The 18,776-nt window shown below is 63.4% G+C and carries 17 protein-coding genes; 9 read left to right on the top strand and 8 right to left on the bottom strand.

What is annotated here, in order from left to right; genetic code table 11:
* Nucleotides 1-43: 43 nt before the first annotated feature.
* On the bottom strand, nt 44-346 hold the full coding sequence (locus Q3C01_RS39580; RefSeq protein ID WP_458150754.1) for a hypothetical protein: 303 nt from the start codon (nt 344-346) through the stop codon (nt 44-46).
* Between the two features lie 130 nt (nt 347-476).
* Between Q3C01_RS39580 and Q3C01_RS39575 the strand changes: the two genes are divergently transcribed.
* On the top strand, nt 477-848 hold the full coding sequence (locus Q3C01_RS39575) for a winged helix-turn-helix transcriptional regulator (protein ID WP_458150753.1): 372 nt from the start codon (nt 477-479) through the stop codon (nt 846-848).
* 11 nt (nt 849-859) lie between these two features.
* Here Q3C01_RS39575 and Q3C01_RS39570 read toward each other — a convergent pair whose 3' ends face one another.
* Nucleotides 860-1,534 carry an MBL fold metallo-hydrolase gene (locus tag Q3C01_RS39570; protein ID WP_458150752.1) on the bottom strand — a complete coding sequence of 225 codons (675 nt, stop codon included), beginning with the start codon at nt 1,532-1,534 and terminating at the stop codon, nt 860-862.
* Nucleotides 1,535-1,707: 173 nt separating this feature from the next.
* On the opposite strand from Q3C01_RS39570, the gene Q3C01_RS39565 reads away from it, so the two are divergent.
* Nucleotides 1,708-3,309 (top strand): alpha-amylase family glycosyl hydrolase, encoded by a 1,602-nt coding sequence (locus tag Q3C01_RS39565; protein WP_458150751.1) that lies wholly within the window; start codon nt 1,708-1,710, stop codon nt 3,307-3,309.
* Between the two features lie 9 nt (nt 3,310-3,318).
* Here Q3C01_RS39565 and Q3C01_RS39560 read toward each other — a convergent pair whose 3' ends face one another.
* Nucleotides 3,319-5,019 (bottom strand): alpha-amylase family protein, encoded by a 1,701-nt coding sequence (locus Q3C01_RS39560; protein ID WP_458150750.1) that lies wholly within the window; start codon nt 5,017-5,019, stop codon nt 3,319-3,321.
* A 196-nt stretch (nt 5,020-5,215) separates the two neighbouring features.
* Here Q3C01_RS39560 and Q3C01_RS39555 point away from each other — a divergent pair, with 196 nt between their 5' ends.
* On the top strand, nt 5,216-5,707 hold the full coding sequence (locus Q3C01_RS39555; RefSeq protein WP_458150749.1) for an MmcB family DNA repair protein: 492 nt from the start codon (nt 5,216-5,218) through the stop codon (nt 5,705-5,707).
* A gap of 216 nt (nt 5,708-5,923) precedes the next feature.
* On the opposite strand, the gene Q3C01_RS39550 is transcribed toward Q3C01_RS39555, so the two are convergent.
* Nucleotides 5,924-6,478 (bottom strand): ActR/PrrA/RegA family redox response regulator transcription factor, encoded by a 555-nt coding sequence (locus Q3C01_RS39550; RefSeq protein WP_254101122.1) that lies wholly within the window; start codon nt 6,476-6,478, stop codon nt 5,924-5,926.
* Between the two features lie 104 nt (nt 6,479-6,582).
* Nucleotides 6,583-7,905, bottom strand: a complete 1,323-nt coding sequence (locus Q3C01_RS39545; protein WP_458150769.1) for an ActS/PrrB/RegB family redox-sensitive histidine kinase — start codon at nt 7,903-7,905, stop codon at nt 6,583-6,585.
* 109 nt (nt 7,906-8,014) lie between these two features.
* Between Q3C01_RS39545 and Q3C01_RS39540 the strand changes: the two genes are divergently transcribed.
* From Q3C01_RS39540 to Q3C01_RS39525, 4 genes are all read left to right on the top strand, one after another.
* Complete coding sequence (locus tag Q3C01_RS39540) at nt 8,015-8,821, top strand: ABC transporter ATP-binding protein (protein ID WP_458150748.1); 807 nt, start codon at nt 8,015-8,017, stop codon at nt 8,819-8,821.
* A gap of 109 nt (nt 8,822-8,930) precedes the next feature.
* Nucleotides 8,931-9,749, top strand: coding sequence for an ABC transporter permease (locus Q3C01_RS39535; protein ID WP_458150747.1), 819 nt, complete (start codon nt 8,931-8,933; stop codon nt 9,747-9,749).
* A gap of 121 nt (nt 9,750-9,870) precedes the next feature.
* Complete coding sequence (locus tag Q3C01_RS39530; protein WP_458150746.1) at nt 9,871-11,199, top strand: polyhydroxyalkanoate depolymerase; 1,329 nt, start codon at nt 9,871-9,873, stop codon at nt 11,197-11,199.
* Nucleotides 11,200-11,405: 206 nt separating this feature from the next.
* A complete protein-coding gene (locus Q3C01_RS39525) occupies nt 11,406-12,245 on the top strand; it encodes a M48 family metallopeptidase (RefSeq protein WP_458150745.1) in 840 nt (279 codons plus the stop codon).
* A gap of 348 nt (nt 12,246-12,593) precedes the next feature.
* Here Q3C01_RS39525 and Q3C01_RS39520 read toward each other — a convergent pair whose 3' ends face one another.
* Complete coding sequence (locus Q3C01_RS39520) at nt 12,594-14,786, bottom strand: transglycosylase domain-containing protein (protein ID WP_458150744.1); 2,193 nt, start codon at nt 14,784-14,786, stop codon at nt 12,594-12,596.
* Between the two features lie 167 nt (nt 14,787-14,953).
* Here Q3C01_RS39520 and Q3C01_RS39515 point away from each other — a divergent pair, with 167 nt between their 5' ends.
* A complete protein-coding gene (locus Q3C01_RS39515; RefSeq protein WP_458150743.1) occupies nt 14,954-15,379 on the top strand; it encodes a DUF1330 domain-containing protein in 426 nt (141 codons plus the stop codon).
* A 246-nt stretch (nt 15,380-15,625) separates the two neighbouring features.
* Here Q3C01_RS39515 and Q3C01_RS39510 read toward each other — a convergent pair whose 3' ends face one another.
* Complete coding sequence (locus Q3C01_RS39510; protein WP_458150742.1) at nt 15,626-16,852, bottom strand: ABC transporter substrate-binding protein; 1,227 nt, start codon at nt 16,850-16,852, stop codon at nt 15,626-15,628.
* Between the two features lie 179 nt (nt 16,853-17,031).
* Here Q3C01_RS39510 and Q3C01_RS39505 point away from each other — a divergent pair, with 179 nt between their 5' ends.
* A complete protein-coding gene (locus tag Q3C01_RS39505) occupies nt 17,032-17,559 on the top strand; it encodes a methylated-DNA--[protein]-cysteine S-methyltransferase (protein WP_458150741.1) in 528 nt (175 codons plus the stop codon).
* Nucleotides 17,560-17,581: 22 nt separating this feature from the next.
* On the opposite strand, the gene Q3C01_RS39500 is transcribed toward Q3C01_RS39505, so the two are convergent.
* Nucleotides 17,582-18,776, bottom strand: a 1,195-nt coding sequence (locus Q3C01_RS39500; protein ID WP_458150740.1) for an ACT domain-containing protein, incomplete at its 5' end; no start/stop codon positions are given.

Genomic DNA, 18,776 nt, shown 5'->3' with positions numbered 1-18,776 from the left:
CCGGGACGACGGCTGAGTTCGTGGCGGCGCTACAGCGTCAATCCTACGCCGTCTGATCGATCAGCTCGATCGGCGTCACCGTCACCTCGCCGCCGGCGACCTTTCGCGTCATCTCGGTATAGTGCCTGAAGAAGTCGCGCGATTGCAGCGTCTTCTGTGCGGCATCGTCGGTGACGCTGGCAAGATGAAAATAGCTGTTGTCGTCGCGGTTCTTCATGCATCGATAGCCGATCCGTCCCTTCAGCTCCGGATCCGCGTCGATCGCCTTGATGAAGCGGCCGATCTCCTGGTGCCAGGCCTCCGTCGTGCCGTTCTTGAACTGGTACTTGATCATGAAGTGCTTCATGTGACGCTCCCTTCGTCATGTGCGTCATCATCTGCGCCTTGGGGGCAGTCCTGCAAGTATGGACAAAATTGATAGTATGGACTTTTTTGGGGTCCGTCCTATCCTCTTCCGAGCGCAGAGAGGTGACGAGATGGCGAAAGCGAGATCGGCCCTGCGGAGCTGCCCGGTCGCAGCCTTCCAGAAGATGATCGCAGGCAAGTACAAGCTCAGGATCGTCTGGGACCTGAAGGACGGGCCGCGCCGCTATGGCGAGATCAGGAGCGGCCTGCTTCGAGGTGCCGCTGGCAGCGCCGAGATCACCCCGCGCGTGCTCAGCCGCGAATTGAAGGCGCTCACCGAGAGCGGGCTGATCGATCGCCGGGATTTTGGCGTGGTGCCGCCGAAGGTCGAATACCGCCTCACCCGCAAGGGCAAGAGCTTCGTGCCCGTGATATCGGCGATCCGCGATTGGGGCGAGCGGCATTTGAACGAGCCGGCGGCGCTCGCAGACGCAGCCGAGTAGGGCAGTCTGAGCTACATCTCGCCGGTGATGAAGGGGTTGGTCATCCGCTCATGGCCGATGCGCGAGCCCGCGCCATGGCCGCAGATGAAGCCGACGTCGTCGCCGAGCGGCAAAAGCTTCGTCTTGATCGAGTTGATCAGCGTCGCGTGACTGGCGCCGGGCAGGTCGGTGCGGCCGACTGAACCTGCGAACAGGACGTCGCCGACATGGGCAAAGCGCAGCTCCTTGTTGAAGAAGACGACGCTGCCGGGCGAGTGGCCGGGGCAGTGCAGGATCTCGAAGGAGAGATCGCCGATCGAGACGGTGTCGCCTTCCTCCAGCCAGCGGTCCGGTGCGAAATTGCGCACGCCGGTCATGCCGAAGCGCGCGCCGCTCTCGACCACATTGTCGAGCAGGAACTTGTCGGCGATGTGCGGCCCTTCGATAGGCACTTTCAGGGCGTCGCGCAGATCGGCGGCACCGCCGACGTGATCGATATGGCCGTGCGTCAGCCAGATCTTCTCCACGGTCACGCCGGTCTGGCTGATCGCGTCCAGGATCTTGGCAACGTCCCCGCCGGGATCGATCACCACAGCCTTCTTGTTGGGTTCGTCCCAGATGATGGTGCAGTTCTGCTCGAACAGCGTCACCGGAACGATGATTGCGCCCGCTTTCGCCGCCTGGGATTGTTCAGTTTGCTCGGTCATGGCCTCACATTGCCGATTTTTGGCGGCCCGCCAAGCAAAAGATTCGTTTCCTAGGGATGCGGGAACAGGCGCTCGCGCGGTCACACGGCGGTCTCAAAGGCCTGCTGGTCTGAACTCCGGCGTTGCCAGCGCGTTGCTTGGCGCGAGGCAGATTTTGGAGCGGCGATTCCAGCATGGCTAAGGGCGACGAGTACTGGTGGCGCGACGGCATCTTCTATCAGATCTACCCGCGCTCCTTTCAGGACACCGATGGCGACGGGGTCGGCGATCTCGCCGGTATCCTCCGGCGCCTGGCTTACGTGAAATCGCTCGGCGTCGATGCCATCTGGCTGTCGCCGGTCTTCCGGTCGCCGATGGCCGATTTCGGCTACGATATCTCCGACTACACCGGCATCGATCCCCTGTTCGGCACCATGGAGGATTTCGATGCGCTGCTCGAGGCCACGCATGAGAACGGGTTGAAGCTGATCCTCGATCTCGTGCCGAACCACACCTCCGACCAGCATCCCTGGTTCATCGCGAGCCGCTCCTCGCGCGACAACCCCAAGCGCGACTGGTTCATCTGGCGTGATGGCGGACCCGATGGCGGGCCGCCGAACAACTGGCTGTCCGAGTTCGGCGGCAGCGCTTGGCAATATGACGAGGCGACCGGTCAATATTACTACCACGCATTCCTCGCCCAGCAGCCGGACCTCAACTGGCGCAACCCAGATGTCCGCGAGGCGATGTATGGCGTGATGCGGTTCTGGCTGGAGAAGGGCGTCGATGGATTTCGCGTCGACGTCATCTGGCACCTGATCAAGGACGCCGACTTCCGCGATAACCCGCCGAACCCGTACTATGTCGAGGGCCGGCCGCCGAATGAAAAAATCCTCACGCAATATTCGACCGACCAGCCCGAGGTGCATGACGTCATCGCCGAGATGCGGCGCGTCACGGATGCCTTTGGCGCGCGCGTCTTGATCGGCGAGATCTATCTGCCGCTGCATCGCCTGATGGCCTATTACGGCAACGATCTTACCGGCGCGCAGATGCCGTTCAACTTTGCGCTGCTCTCGACCTTCTGGAGCGCACGCTCGGTCGAGAAGATCATCGAGGACTATGAGAAGGCGCTGCCGAAGGGCGCATGGCCGAACTGGGTACTCGGCAATCACGACCGGCCGCGCGTCGCGAGCCGCGTCGGGCCGGAGCAGGCGCGGGTCGCTGCCATGCTGCTGCTGACGCTGCGCGGTACGCCGACGCTGTATTACGGCGACGAGATCGGAATGAACCAGGTTGCGATCGCGCCCGAGGATGTCCGCGATCCCTTCGAAAAGAACGTGCCCGGCATCGGCGTCGGCCGCGACGGCTGCCGTACCCCGATGCAATGGGATTCCTCGAGTTTTGGCGGCTTCTCGGAGGTTCCGCCGTGGCTGCCGCTGCCGGAGATCTACGTTCATGAGAACGTGGTCAATCTCGAGGCCGGCAAATTCTCGATCCTCAATCTCTACAAGCGCCTGATCGCCTTGCGGAAGGCGCATCCGCCGCTGGTCGCGGGCGACTATCATCCGATCGCTGCGCAAGGCGACCTTTTGATCTATCGCCGGCAGGCCGGCGACCAAGCGCTGGTCGTCGTGCTCAATCTCGGCCCGGACCCCGTCGCCGTCACCACCAGCGCGGCTCCCTTCGGCAGCGAGATCCTGCTTTCGACCTTCCTCGACCGCGAGGGCGAAGAGCTCGAGGGCGTGCTCGACCTGCGCGGCAACGAAGGCATGGTGATCGTGCCGGGGCGATGACGGAGCGCGTTAGCGTCCACGCGCATTCTTCCGCATCGCCCTGGTGTCGATATCGCTGCGCTTCAAGAGATAATCGAGCCCACCGACGCGGTACCAGCGATAGCCGTAAGGCTCGAGCACGACGTGGTGTTGGCCGCGCTTGTCGGCGCGGCTGTGGTCTTCCGCCAGAAGATTGATCAGCAGCCCGCCATGGCCCTCGGGCAGCTTGGCCGAGAACGCGATCTCGCGTGGCTTCTCATCGAGATTGTGCACGAACAGCACCGAATTGTTGCGCCAGTCATAGCGGATGATGAAGACGGCGGGGTCGTGCACGGCGATGACCTCGAAGTCGCCCCAGCCGACCTCCGGCACCTCCTTGCGCATGCGGATGATTCGCTCGGTCCAGTTCAGCATCGAGTTCGGATCGCGCCGTTGCTTGGCGACGTTGACGTGCCCGAAGCCATACGGTCCCTTGTCGATGACCGGCAAGACGGGGCTGTTGCCGTCGGTGAAGCCGGCATGCGGCTCGGTCGACCATTGCATCGGCGTGCGCGCGCAGGAGCGTTCGGGCAGCGACAGGTCGTCGCCCATCGCGATCTCGTCGCCATAGCGGATCACCGGCGTCCCCGGCAGCGTGCACATCAGGCTGTAGGCAAGCTCGAGCCGGCGGCGGTCGCCGCCGAGCATCGGCGCAAGCCGCCGGCGGATGCCGCGATCGTAGAGCTGCATATCCTTGTCCGGCCCGAAGCATCTGAACACGGCGTCGCGCTGGGCCTTCGTCAGGCGTCCGAGATCGAGCTCGTCATGGTTGCGCAGAAACATGCCCCATTGCGCGGAGGCCGGCCGCGGCTTGGTCGCCTTCAGCGCCTTGGCGAGCGCGCGCGAGTCGCCCGAGGCCAGCGCATAGAACATGTGCTGGTTGACGTGGAAGTTGAACATCATGTGCATGCGGTCGCCGTCACCGCCGAAATACTCCATGTCTGTCCTGGGCAGCACATTGGCTTCCGCAAGGATGATCGCGTCGCCCTCGCGCCATTGCAGGAATTCGCGGAACGAGCGCAGCATGTCGTACTGCTCCGTCGGCGCCTTGACCTTCGCACCCTTGGTGGCGATCACGAATGGCACGGCATCCATCCGGAAGCCGGAGACGCCGAGCTGGATCCAGAAGCCCATGATCTTCAGAAGCTCCGCCTGCACATGCGGGTTCGAGGTGTTGAGGTCGGGCTGGAAGTCGTAGAAGCGGTGGAAGTACCAGGCGCCTGCTTCCCTGTCGCGCGTCCAGGTCGATTTCTGCACGCCCGGAAACACGACGCCCTTGGTTGAGTTCGCAGGCTTTTTGTCGGACCACACATACCAGTCGCGATAGCGCGAGTCCTTCGAGCTGCGCGCGTCCTTGAACCACGGATGCTGGTCCGAGGTGTGGTTGACGACGAGGTCAATGATGACGCGGATGCCGCGCTGTTTGCAGCCATGGGCGAACTCGACGAAGTCGCCGAGCGTGCCGTAGCGTGGGTCGACACCGTAATAGTCTGATATGTCGTAGCCATCATCGCGGCCGGGCGACGGCTGAAACGGCATCAGCCAGATCGCCGTGATGCCGAGGCCGTCCAGATAATCGAGCCGCCGCAACAGCCCCTTGAAATCGCCGACGCCGTCGCCGTTGGCATCCATGTAGGTGGCAACAGACAGGCAGTAGATGACGCCGTTCTTGTACCAGAGGTCGTCGATCATGTCGGGGCAGCCTCGTTGGTCCGCACGGCGATGAGTGGCTGCGTGATAAGTGCGGGTGGAAGGCAAGGTTCCCGCCTCAACTCGCCGTCGTCCCGGGCTCGTGCTGCGCGCGCCCCGAAATGACGAATGAGAATGGGCTGCAGCTCGCCTCCATCGTACAGTGTGCCCAGCAACTGGAATCGGCTAAACTCATCCCATGGACAACGCCGCCCGCCATATCGCTCTCATGCCGCCGCCTGACGGCCGCCAGTCCGAGACCGCGCTCGCGGTCGCGCGCGGCACGGCGCGGCTGTTGCGATCGCTCGGCTTCTCCTGCATCAGCGAACTGCCGCTGCCGTCGGGCCGTCGTGCCGATCTCGTCGCGCTGAACGAGCGCGGCGAGATCTGGATCGTCGAGATCAAGTCATCGGTCGAGGATCTGCGCAGCGACCAGAAGTGGCATGAATACCGCGCCCATTGCGACCGGCTGTTCTTTGCCTTCACGCAGGACCTGCCTTGCGAGATCTTTCCGCAAGACACCGGCCTGATCATCGCAGACGCCTACGGCGCGCATCTCCACTGCGAGGCGCCTGAACACAAGTTGCCGGCCCCGACGCGCAAGCAGATGACGGTGCGTTTTGCGATGGCCGCCGCGCTCAGGATCAACCGTCTGGTCGATCCGCAAGGCCATGCGGAGTTTTGGGAGTAGCGGCGACTTCGTAGGGTGGGCAAAGGCGCCTAGCGCCGTGCCCACCTCTTCTGCCTCAATGCTGGATGGTCCAAGAGTTTTGGGAGTAGCGGGCAGCGATTTGTAGTCTTGTAGGGTGGGCAAAGCGAAGCGTGCCCACCACTTAAACCGCCGAATATGAAGCAGAAGAGGTGGGCACGGCGCTCCGCGCCTTTACCCACCCTACGATATGCGGAGCTACCTTGGCGCGCGCTTGGCCAGAATGCGCTGCAAGGTGCGGCGATGCATGTTGAGGCGGCGCGCGGTTTCCGAGACGTTGCGGTTGCACATCTCGTAGATGCGCTGGATGTGCTCCCAGCGCACACGGTCGGCCGACATCGGGTTCGCCGGCAGCTCGGACTTTTCGGTGCCGGTCGACAGCAGGGCCGCTACGACATCGTCGGCGTCAGCGGGCTTGGAGAGATAATCGATCGCGCCCATCTTCACCGCGGTCACCGCAGTGGCGATGTTGCCATAGCCGGTGAGCACGATGGCGCGCGCGTCGGGGCGCTTCTTCTTCAGCGCCGAGACCACGTCGAGGCCGTTGCCGTCGCCGAGCCGCAAGTCGACCACCGCGAATGCTGGCGCGGCTTTGCCGATCTCAGCCAGTCCATCCGAGACGGTATCGCAGGAGGTCACTGTGAAGCCGCGCGTCTCCATGGCGCGCGACAGGCGTTCCAGAAACGGCTTGTCGTCCTCGACGATCAAGAGCGAGCGGTCGGCCTGTTCATTCAGTTCGGCGATGGCGTTCAAGGTTTTGTCCTCTCTCCAGCGCCCTGACATATGGCGTTGCAATCGGGCGCTGCCAAGGTCGCCGAAAGTCGATCGTACCTACAGTGCGACCCAACGTCGCGGCCCTATCCTATTGTTTCTTCGGCCGTCTCGGTACCCTCGAAACGCTCGCGCGGCCATACGATCTGTACCACGGCGCCATGCTCGGGAAACGTCCGATTGGTAAACGAGACTTTGGCGCCCGTGCGCTCCAGGAGCGTGCGTGCGATGAACACCCCGAGCCCCAGGCCGCGACGCTCGCCTCCGCTGTCGTCCTGCAAGCGCCGCCGCGACAGATAGGGTTCGCCGATCCGGTTCAAGATGTCGGGCGGAATGCCGGGACCATCGTCAGAGATCACGATCTCGATGTTGTCGATGTTCCACCAGGCGTTCACCTCGACGGTCGTGTGGGCGAAATCGACGGCATTTTCGACGATATTGCCGACGCCATAGAGGATCGCGGGATTGCGCGAGCCGACCGGTTCCACCGTGGCCGCCACCGCGATCCGCACCTTGATCGCGACACCGAAATCGCGGTGCGGTGCCACGACCTCCTCGATCAGCTCGGACAGCTTCATGCGGTCGAACGGCGCACCGGTGGAGGAGAGCTGGGTGATCTTGCTCAGGATGTCGCGGCAACGCTGCGTCTGCTCGCGCAGGGTTTTCAGATCGGCGGCGAAGCTGGCGTCCTTCACCGTCTTCTCCAGTTCGCGCGAGATCAGGAAGATGGTCGCCAGTGGCGTGCCGAGCTCATGCGCGGCGGCGGCCGCAAGTCCGTCGAGCTGGGTCAGATGCTGCTCGCGCGTCAGCACCAGCTCGGTTGCGGCGAGCGCGTCTGCGAGCTTGCGCGCCTCTTCCGTCACCTGGAAGGAGTAGAGGCTGGTGACGCCGATCGCGAGCACGATCGAAAGCCAGACGCCGACCAGATAGATCGGCGGCAGCACCAGGGGATCGTCGGTGTCCCAGGGCAGCGGCAGATGAAAGAAGACCAGGATCGAGGCGCAGGCGACCGCCAGCAGGCCGAGGCCGAAGGTGAGCCGGGCCGGCAGCGCGGTCGCGGAGATCAGGACCGGGGCCAGGAACAGGAATGAGAACGGGTTCTCCAATCCGCCGGTGAAGAACAGCAGGCCGGCCAGTTCCACGATGTTCAGCGCCAGCAGCGCGGCCGCGTGGGCACCCTCCAGCCGCTGCATCGGATTGACCGCCATTTGCAGAGCGAGGTTGAGCGCCGCCGACAGCCCGATGATGGTGATACAGGGAATGATCGGGACGTTGAATTCCAGCCCCTGCGCCACGACGAAGATGGCGGCGAGCTGGCCCAGCACTGCGAGCCAGCGCAGCCGCAGGATCGTATCCAGGCGGATATGTCGCCGCGAATGGCGAAACTCGGAAGCGGCAATTTCAGTCATATCGGCCAATTGGGCACTGCCTTCTCGGGTCGCAAACGCGGGTGGCTCATACAATCCGTCTGGTTACAAGTCTTGCGCTGGCCGCCGCAATAGCAGAAGAACGCCCAGCATGACGGAGAATGATAAGGCTTCAAGTCGGCTGACTGTCGCGGAGCGCACCCCGTCGGCGGCGATCGAGGTCGACCATCTCGTCAAGGTCTACAAGCAGACCCGCGCGGTCGACGACATTTCCTTTACGCTCCCGCGCGGCAGCATTACGGGTCTGCTCGGCGGCAACGGCGCCGGCAAGACCACGACAATCGCGATGATCATGGGCCTCGTGCTGCCGACCTCCGGCCGCGTGCGGGTGCTCGGGCATCGGATGCCCGAGGAGAGCGCCGATGTGCTCGGCCGGATGAATTTCGAAAGCCCCTATGTCGACATGCCGATGCGGCTCACGGTGCGGCAGAATCTGACGATTTTCGGCAAGCTCTATGCGGTGAAGGATCTGTCCGGTCGCATCGCGCAGCTTGCCGACGATCTCGATCTCAACGAATTCCTCGACCGGGCCAACGGCAAGCTCTCGGCCGGGCAGAAGACCCGCGTTGCGCTTGCGAAGGCGCTGATCAACGAGCCCGAGCTGCTGCTTCTGGACGAGCCGACGGCCTCGCTCGACCCTGACACCGCCGACTGGGTGCGGGCGCATCTCGAGGCCTACCGGAAAGCGCACAATGCGACCATCCTGCTCGCCTCGCACAACATGCTCGAGGTCGAGCGGCTCTGCGACCGTGTCATCATCATGAAGCGCGGCCGCATCGAGGACGACGACACGCCCGACGCCATCATGGCTCGCTACAACCGTGCCACGCTGGAAGAGGTGTTTCTGGACGTCGCGCGCGGCCGCAGCAACGGAGCGGCGCGGGAGGCGGCGCGATGAGCGAGCCCCTATGCTTCAGCCGTAGCCTGGGTGAGCGCAGCGATACCCGGGAACGCCGCAAGCAAAGTCCCGGATATCGCTTCGCTCATCCGGGCTACGGATCGCAGCAATGAGGGAATTTGCGCTCCATCGCGGCCTGGCGATGCATCGCATCAATGCGATGATCCTGCGCTACTGGTACCTGTTGATGTCGTCCTGGCCGCGGCTTCTGGAGCTGCTCTACTGGCCGGCGCTGCAGGTCATCACCTGGGGCTTCATCCAGCTCTATATCGCGCAAAACGCCAATTTCTTCGCGCGGGCCGGAGGCACGCTGATCGGCGCCGTCATTCTCTGGGACATCCTGTTCCGGGGCCAACTCGGCTTCTCGATCTCGTTCCTGGAAGAGATGTGGGCGCGCAACCTCGGCAATCTCATGATGAGCCCACTCAAGCCGATCGAGTTCCTGCTCGCGCTCATGGTCATGAGCCTGATCCGGCTCGCGATCGGCGTCATCCCGATGACGCTGCTTGCGCTGTTTCTGTTTCACTTCAACGTCTACAGCCTCGGCCTGCCGCTGATCGCGTTCTTCTGCAATCTGATCTTCACGAGCTGGTCTGTCGGCATCTTCGTCTCCGGCCTGGTGTTGCGGAACGGGCTTGGAGCCGAAAGCATCGTCTGGACGCTGATGTTCGCGATCATGCCGCTCGCCTGCATCTACTATCCCGTGAGCGTGCTGCCGCCCTGGCTGCAAGTCGTCGCCTGGACGCTCCCGCCGACCTACGTGTTCGAGGGAATGCGGGCGCTGCTGATCGAGCACAGTTTCCGCGCCGACCTGATGCTCGATGCGCTTGCCATCAATGCCGGCCTCCTGGCTGCATCTTTCGGGGCATTCCTTGCCCTTTTGCGCAGCGCCAAGAAGCACGGCTCGCTGCTGTCCAGCGGCGAGTAGATTCACTTTCCCGTGGATTCAGGCTCGTTTTTGCTACTCAGAGCCCGTACATGTACGGAACCATGCATTGACGCAATATTACGCATTCGGCAGTATGCTGCGATGCGAGAGGATATACGATATGCCTATTGGTGAGTTTGGCGGCGCGCCGCCCCTGGTGGCCGAAGGCAGTCCGGTTCTGACGACGCCGATGTACTGGATGTACGAGATGGCGCAGGCCTCTCTCAATCCGGCGCGCGCGGTCACCGACGCCACCAAGATCTTGTTTCAGAATCCCCTGAATCCGTGGTCGCACACCGACCTGGGCAAGTCGCTGGCCGCGGCCTGCGAATTGTTCGAGCGCACGACGCGCCGCTACGGCAAGCCGGAATGGGGCATCGACGACACCGAGGTCAACGGCATCCGCGTTCCCGTCGAGGTCCGGCCAGTCTGGGAAAAGCCGTTTTGCCGGCTGCTTTATTTCGACCGCAAGTTTACCCGTCCGCTGCGCAGCCCGCAGCCGCGCGTGCTGATCGTGGCGCCGATGTCCGGCCACTACGCAACGCTGCTTCGCGGCACGGTCGAGGCCCTGCTGCCCGCGCATGAGGTCTACATCACCGATTGGGCCGACGCTCGCATGGTCCCATTGAGCGAAGGCCGCTTCGATCTCGACGACTACATCGACTACGTCATTGAGATGCTGCATGTGCTCGGCGGCAACACCCACGTGATGGCGGTGTGCCAGCCCTCCGTGCCTGTCGTCGCCGCCGTCTCTATCATGGAAGCGCGGCGCGACCCGTTCGTGCCAACCTCGATGACGCTGATGGGCGGCCCGATCGACACCCGCCGCAATCCGACGGCGGTGAACAAGGTTGCCGAGGAACGCGGCATCGACTGGTTCCGCAATCACGTCATCACCAAGGTGCCGTTCCCGCATCCGGGCATGATGCGCGACGTCTATCCGGGCTTCTTGCAGCTCAACGGCTTCATCAGCATGAATCTCGACCGGCACATGGATGCGCACAAGCAGCTGTTTGCCAATCTGGTGAAGGGCGACGGCGATCTCGTCGACAAGCACCGCGACTTCTACGACGAATATCTCGCGGTAATGGACCTGACCGCGGAGTATTACCTGCAGACGGTCGACACCGTGTTCGTCAAGCACGCGCTGCCGAAGGGGGAGATGACCCACCGCGGCATACGGGTTGATCCCACCAAGATCACGCGCGTCGCGTTGATGACGGTGGAAGGCGAGAACGATGACATCTCGGGTCTCGGTCAGACCGAAGCGACACATGGTTTGTGCAGCTCGATCCCCGAAAATCGCCGCGTGCATTACGTGCAGAAGGGCGTTGGACATTACGGCGTGTTCAACGGCTCGCGCTTCAAGTCGGAAATCGTTCCGCGTATCCACGATTTCATGATTTCGGCGGCGAATCCGAAGGCTTCATTGGCGCTGGCGGCCGAATAGGCCGCTTTTTCGGGTTTCCCGCGTCCGCCAGGGCCTTCCGACGGGCCCGGGTTCCCGGCAGATTCGCGGTATTTAGGTAGTTTTCTAGGAGTGAGTGCCGCCTCAGATTTTGGGGCCCCAGCATGCGTCCGGCGGGGGCGAAAAAATCGGGTTCCAACCCCAGTCTGTAGGGCCTCCCGCGCTGCGAACCCCTGTATATTGGGCAAATGATTTGTTTTTGCGCCGAGCGCTTTCCGTGGCGGCGGTTATGGCAGAATCCGGGCGATCTCCTGCTCCCCGGACTGACAGACATGGCCACTCGCGCGCTCCTTTATCGGCGGCCCCACGAACCCAAGACCTTTGTGATCCACCACGGGTCGCAATTCTTCGCGATAAGGCTGCGTCGGCACCGTCGCGCGCGGCGCTATACGCTTCGAATTCATCCGAGCGATCGCGAGGCGATCCTCACCATGCCGCCGCGTGGCACGCTCGCGGAGGCAAAAGACTTCGCGCAGCGTCACGGCGCATGGATTGCCGCGCGCCTTGGCCGCTTGCCGAAGGCCGCGCCGTTCCAGGCGGGCACCGTGATACCGCTTCGGGGCTTGCCGCACCGGATCGTGCATCGCGCCGGCGTGCGCGGCACGGTGTGGACCGAGACGCGCGATAGCGGCGAGCGCATCATCTGCGTTGCAGGCGGCGTCGATCACGTCGATCGCCGTGTTCATGACTTCCTCAAGCGCGAGGCGCGCCACGATTTGCAGCGGGCGGCGGAAGCCTATGCCGCCGAGCTCGGCGTTCGCGTCAGGCGGCTGTCGATCCGCGATCAATCGAGCCGCTGGGGCTCCTGCACCTCTGCCGGCTCGCTGTCGTTCTCGTGGCGCCTGATCCTCGCGCCGCCTTACGTGCTGGACTATCTTGCAGCCCACGAGGTCGCCCATCTCGTCGAGATGAACCACTCGCCGCGGTTCTGGCGCGTCTGCGCAAAGGTCTGCCCGTCGGTGGAGCGCGCCAAAAAGTGGCTCGACACGCACGGCAACGATCTGCATCGGTACGGGATCGAGGATTAAGTCTCTCGCTACCAGCCACATTGTAAGCCGTCTGCTGTATTCGAAGCTGTCATCGCCCGCGAAAGCGGGCGATCCAGTATCCCAGAGGCCGGGACGTAATACGGAGAAGCTGCGGCGTACTGGATTCCCCGCTTTCGCGGGGAATGACAGCGGAGAATGAGGCGGCATCAGCGTGTTTCGCGCGATTCCCGCCCCACGCCGCGCTGATTGCGCCGTGCTCTTGATTTGCCCCGCTGTATCAGTGGTTTCGTACAATCCACCGCACGTCATGCCGGAAATCGCCGGCTACTTTGCATGGGGTTGTTTTCGACGTTCTTGCTGGAGGAGTCTCAGGTCGCGATCCCGCCGCTACCTGTTCCCGCCAAACAACCGGTCCATCAGCCAGCCGTCGAGCCCCGCGGCCGGCTCCGGTCTGACATTGGCGCGCGTCGTGGGCGGGCGAGTGTTGTTGACGGGAGCGGGTGGCGTCGGCGCAGAGACCTGCGAGGCTGCCTGAGCGAGGTTCGACAGGCCCCAGCCGACTTGCGAATTCGGTAAGGCTGCCACCGGCACGCCTTCGTGCGCGGTGCGCATGAAGCGGGACCAGACCTCCACCGGCAGGCCGCCGCCGGTCGCCTTCTTGGTCGGCGAGTTGTCGTCATTGCCGAGCCAGACGCCGGTGACGAGGTTGGCGGTGTAGCCGATGAACCAGGCGTCGCGGTAATCCTGGCTGGTGCCGGTCTTGCCGGCGGCCATCCAGCCCGGGATCTCCGCCTTCTTGGCGGTGCCGGAGATCAGCGTTTCACGCATCATCGTGTTCATCATCGCCACATAGCGCGGCTCGATCACCTGGTTGCGCTCGTCGGGCTGGCGCATGTAGAGCAGCTTGCCGCCTTCTATCGTCTTGATCTTCGTCACCACATGCGGCGACACCGCGAGGCCGCCATTGGCGAACGGCGCATAGGCGCCGACCAGCTCGACGACCGAGACTTCGGAGGTACCGAGCGCGATTGAGGCGTTGGGCTCGAGCTTCGAGGAGATGCCGAGCCGGTGCGCGGTGCGTACCACGTTCTTCGGCCCGACTTCGAGGCCGAGGCGGATTGCGACGGTGTTGAGCGACATCGCGAGCGCCTGCGTCAGCGTCACCGCGCCGAAATACTCATGTGTGTAGTTCTCGGGCTTCCAGCCCTTGACCTCGATCGGCGCGTCCTGGCGAATGGTGTCGGGCGTCAGCCCCTGCTCGAGCGCGGTCAGATAGACGAACGGCTTGAACGAGGAGCCTGGCTGGCGTTTGGCGGTTACCGCGCGGTTGTACTGGCTCTCCGAATAGTTCCGCCCGCCGACCAAGGCGCGCACGGCGCCGTCCGGCGTCATCGCCACCAGCGCGCCCTGGCTGACGTTGAACTTCACGCTTTTCGCTGCGAGTTCGTCGATGATGGCGGCCTCCGCCACGCTCTGGAGCTTTGGATCGATCGTGGTCTCGACCGTGATGCTCTGGTCGATCTGGCCGACGAGATCATCCAGCACTTCGCCGATCCAGTCGGCGACGTAGTTAACGGTACCGGCGCCGGCGGGCTTCACGTTGTAGGAGGGATGGCCGATCGAGGCCTGCGCCTGGGCTTCGGTGATGAATTTGGCGTCCGCCATCGCGGCGAGCACGACCTGCGCGCGCTGCTCGGCGCCTTCGGGATTGCGGTTGGGTGCAAGGCGCGAGGGCGATTTGACGAGGCCCGCCAGCATCGCGGCCTCCGCGATGCTCACGTTCCTGGCCGACTTGCCGAAATATTTTTGCGCGGCAGCTTCCACGCCATAGGCGCCGGAGCCGAAATAGACGCGGTTGAGGTAGAGTTCCAGAATCTCGTTCTTGGAGTGCTTGCGCTCCAGCCAGATCGCAAGCTCGGCCTCCTGCAGCTTGCGCTGCATGGTGCGCTCCTGCGTCAGGAACAGGTTCTTGGCGAGTTGCTGCGTCAGCGTCGAGCCGCCCTGCGAGACACCGCGATGGAGAACGTTGGTGACCAGAGCGCGCAGGATGCCGACCGGGTCGATGCCGAAATGCGAATAGAAGCGGCGGTCCTCGATGGCGATGAAGGCCTTCGGCAAATACGGCGGCAGATCCTTCAGCGCCACATTGGCGCCGGCCATCTCGCCGCGTTGCGCCAGCACGCTGCCGTCCATGCCGACGATCTGGATCGTCGGCGGGCGCTTGGGAATTTCCAGCGATTGAATCGGCGGCAAATGGGCGCCGACCCAGATCACGATGCCGATCACGGCGATCACGCCCCACAGGCCGAGCACCGCGCCCCAATAGAACAGACGGCCAATGCCAAAGCTGGACTTCGACTTCGACCTTCGCTTTGCGCCGCTGCGGCTCACGGGCGCTTTCCTTTCCCGCGGCGGCTCGTCATCGGCGTCGTCGCTTTTTTGCTTGGCCTTGACCTTCTTCGGCTTGTCGTCGGCGGCATTGGGGATTCGATCGGCCGCGGTCAGGCGCAAATCGGCCAACGCTGCGGGCAAGCCAAACAGCGGCTCCTTGCGCCCGCCTTTTTTCTTTGCCCACGCCATCCACAAAACGCCCGGTCAGCCCACCCCACCACACGCTAACCGTGCCTGTTTAAGGCCCGGTTACGCAAAGCTTAACGCGCGATTAGGAGGTGCGGCGGGCGCGTGCTGGTGGTTCCGCGAGGGAAGCGGCAAAGCTAGGATCGAGACATCAACGAAAGGGAACGCTCATGGGCCATATCGATCCGACCAAGGAGATTTTCGCGCAATTCCGGGAGAACGACCGCCCGGGCCCGATCCACATGCTCAACCTGGTCCGCCTGCGCAAGGAGGCGGCTTATCCGGACGGCCGGAAAATGTCTGGCGCCGAGGCCTATGCGGCCTATGGTCGCGACAGCGGCCCGGTGTTCACACGCCTCGGCGGCCGCATCGTCTGGCAGGGCAAGTTCGAGATCATGCTGATCGGCCCCGAGGCCGAACGCTGGGATCATTGCTTCATCGCCGAATATCCAAGCGTCGCCGCCTTCGTCGAGATGATCCGCGACCCCGTCTATCGCGAAGCGGTGAAACACCGGCAAGCGGCCGTCGAGGACTCACGGTTGATCCGGCATGCGGTGCTGCCGGTGGGAAAGAATTTTGGCGAGGTGCCGGAGTAGGCGAGGGGACTATTCGACGTCGGAATGAAGTCAGTCCTCAATCTCCGCTGCGTTCCCTCCCCTTGCGGGGGAGGGCTAGGGAGGGGGGCAGCCCCAGGCCAGATCAGCGCTTTGAATCCGAACTGCCAGCAACAAAGCGGAGGGGGAGTTTCGCGCAACGGAAAGACCGCCCGTGTGGCACCCCCTCCCCAACCCTCCCCCGCAAGGGGGGAGGGAGCGAGAGCGCGTACGCTCTAGCCTAACGGACTAACCTGCCGGGCCTGCATCCTCCAGGATCGGGCCGAACAGTTCCCAACGTTCGCCGTTGAACTTCATCATCTGAAGCTGCTTGTTGACGCGATAGTCGGTCGGAGACGTGTTGGCGACAATGCCTGGCAGCGCCAGGTCGAGCTTGACGTCCTTCAGGCTGGTCGCCTGCTTCATGACGTTCTCACGCGTCAGGTCGTCGCCGCACTTCTGCAGCACGTAGACCATCAATTGAGACGTCGAGTAGCCATAGGCGTTGAAGAGCGAGTCCTTGTCGCCTTCGGGATAGTACTTTGCCATGAACTCGAAATACTTCTTCATGCCTGGATCGTCCTTCCAGGTCGGATCGAGCGGATCCTTGCCGTAATTCACGCTGATCACGCCCTTGGAAGCTTCGAGCCCCGCCGGCTTCATCACCGCGCCGACCGATACGGAGTTGATGTCGAGGATGTGAACCGGATGCCAGTCGAGCTCGGCGATCTTCTTGATCGCCTGTGCCGCCTGCTTCGGCGTCGTCGCACTGAAGAAGAGATCCGCGCCCGCATCCTTGATCTTGAGGATCTGCGAATCGATGGTCGGATCCGAGACTTCGTAAGACGCTTCCGCCACGATCATCTTTGTGGCCTTGTCGCCGAGGCCGGCCTTGATGCCGTTCAGATAGTCTTTGCCGAGATCGTCGTTCTGATAGAGGATGCCGATCTTGGCGTTCGGATGGTTCTTGATGATGTACTGGCCGTAGATGCGGCCTTCGACGAAGTAGTTGGGATTGTATCCCATCGTCCACGGGAAGTTCTTCGGATCGGTGAACCGCGACGCGCCAGTGGCGGCAAAGAGCTGCGGCACCTTCTTGGAATTGAGATATTTCTGCACGGCCGCATTCGAGGGCGTCCCGAGAAGCTGAAAGGTGAGCAGCACCTCGTCGCTCTCGACCAGCTTGCGGACCTGCTCGACCGCCTTCGGCGGGCTATAGGCGTCGTCATACTGGATCAGGTTGATCTTGCGGCCGTTCACGCCGCCCTGATCGTTGATCATCTTCATGTAGGCGGCCTGCGTCTTGCCGATGGTGGCATAGGCGGAAGCCGGACCGCTGAATGGATTGGTCTGGCCGATCTTGATCTCGGTATCGCTGGCGCCGGGGTCGTATTTCTTCTGGGCGAGCGCCGGCGTCGCCGCGAGCGCGAGGGCGAATGCCGCGGTGGCGGCCAAACGGGCTAGGTGATTGTTCATCTCAGAATCTTCCTCCTGACGGAATTTGTTCGCCAACGGTCTGTTTCCGCTGTTTGCAGCGGGTGCCATCGCTGTCAGGGATTGTGGAGGAAGCTCCGTCACGGCGCAAGGCGGGTCTGTTTTCGGGTGGTGTTTGCGGTGCTGGCGCGGCAACGTTCCCCATCCTTGCGGAGACAATGATGACGACCTCGACGCAAATTCCGGCAGCCTTTGGCCTCGATCGCCTGACAACGCCGATCGGGATCGCTCTGCTCGTTACGGATGCAGGAGGCACGCTGCGCGCGCTCGATTGGGAGGACCACGAGCACCGCATGTGCGAACTGCTGCGTCTCCATTATGGTGCGGTGGATTTGCGCGCGCAGCGCGCGCCGGGCGACATGCGATCCGCGCTGTCAGGCTATTTCGAGGGTGATCTCGGCAAGCTCAAAACCATCAGGTGGCGTGTCGCCGGCACGCCGTTCCAGCGCAAGGTCTGGACGGCGCTCGCAACGATTCCCTCAGGCACGACGCTGAGCTATGGCGCATTTGCGGCAAAGCTAGACATGCCCAGGGCGGTGCGCGCTGTCGGCCACGCCAATGGCTCCAATCCGATCAGTGTTGTGCTGCCCTGTCACCGGCTGATCGGCGCCGACGGTTCGCTGGTGAAATACGGCGGCGGCCTCGAGCGCAAACGCTGGCTGCTGAAACATGAGGGCGTGGAGATTTAGAGATAGCAGCGCCAAGCCCGCTTCACGCTGCTGGCTGAACTGCCTTCTCGCCCGCCATCACATGCGTCAAGGCGCTCTTGATCGCAGCCTGCCGCGTCGGCGCGTTGATTTGCGCGCCGAGGAGGTCGGTGACGTAGAACACGTCTCGCGCGCGCTCGCCGAAGGTCGCAACATGCGCAGAGGCGATGTTGAGATTCAGCTTGGAGATCGCGGTGGTCAACTCGTAGAGCAGGCCGGGGCGGTCGAGGCCGGAGACCTCGATCACGGTGTAGCGGTCGGACCACTGGTTGTTGATGATCACTTCCGGCTCGATCACGAACGGCTTCGCCTTGCTGCGCACGGTGCGCCGCGCCACCACCTCGGGCAGCCGCAGCTTGCCTTCCAGCACGTCCTCGATCATCTCGCCGATGCGCGTCGCGCGGCGGCCTTCGTCCTCATCGCGATCGTATTCTCGGGAGATCGAGATGGTGTCCAGCGCACGGCCGTCGGTCGTCGTGTAGATCTGGGCGTCGACGATGTTGGCGCCGGCGGACGCGCAGGCGCCCGCGATGATCGACAGCAGCCAGGGATGGTCGGCGGCGAAGATCGTGAGCTCCGTGACGCCGCGCACCTCGTCGAAGCCGACATTGATTGCAAGCTTGTGGCCGGCCTGCTCGCTCGCGCGCACGAAGCGCGCGTGGCGCATCTTGCGCGGCAGCTCGACCTTGAGCCAGTAGGCCGGATAGTGCCGGCCGACATAGCCATCGAGCTCATCCTTCGGCCATTCGGCGAAGGCGATGCGGAATTCCGCCTGCGCGGCGGCAAGGCGCTTGCCCCGGTCCACTTCCGAGAAGCCGCCGGTCAGCACCGGCTCGGTCTCGTAGTAAAGCGAGCGCAAGAGCTGTGCCTTCCAGCCGTTCCACACGCCGGGGCCGACGCCGCGGATGTCCGCGGTGGTGAGAATCGTGAGCAGCTTCATCTGCTCGACCGACTGCACCACGGCAGCAAAGTTCTCGATCGTCTTGCGGTCGGAGAGGTCGCGCGACTGCGCGACCGTCGACATGGTCAGATGCTCCTCGATCAGCCACGCCACGAGCTCGGTATCGGCCGGGCTGAAGCCGAGCCGCGGACAGAGCCGGCGCGCCACCTTGGCGCCCGCGATGGAGTGATCCTCGGGCCGTCCCTTGGCGATGTCGTGCAGGAGCGTGGCGATATAGATCACCGGCCGGTGCTCAGGC

The sequence above is a fragment of the Bradyrhizobium sp. UFLA05-109 genome (assembly GCF_054185165.1).
Note: the sequence above shows the minus strand (reverse complement) of the source record. Positions and strands in the feature narration are given on the sequence as shown.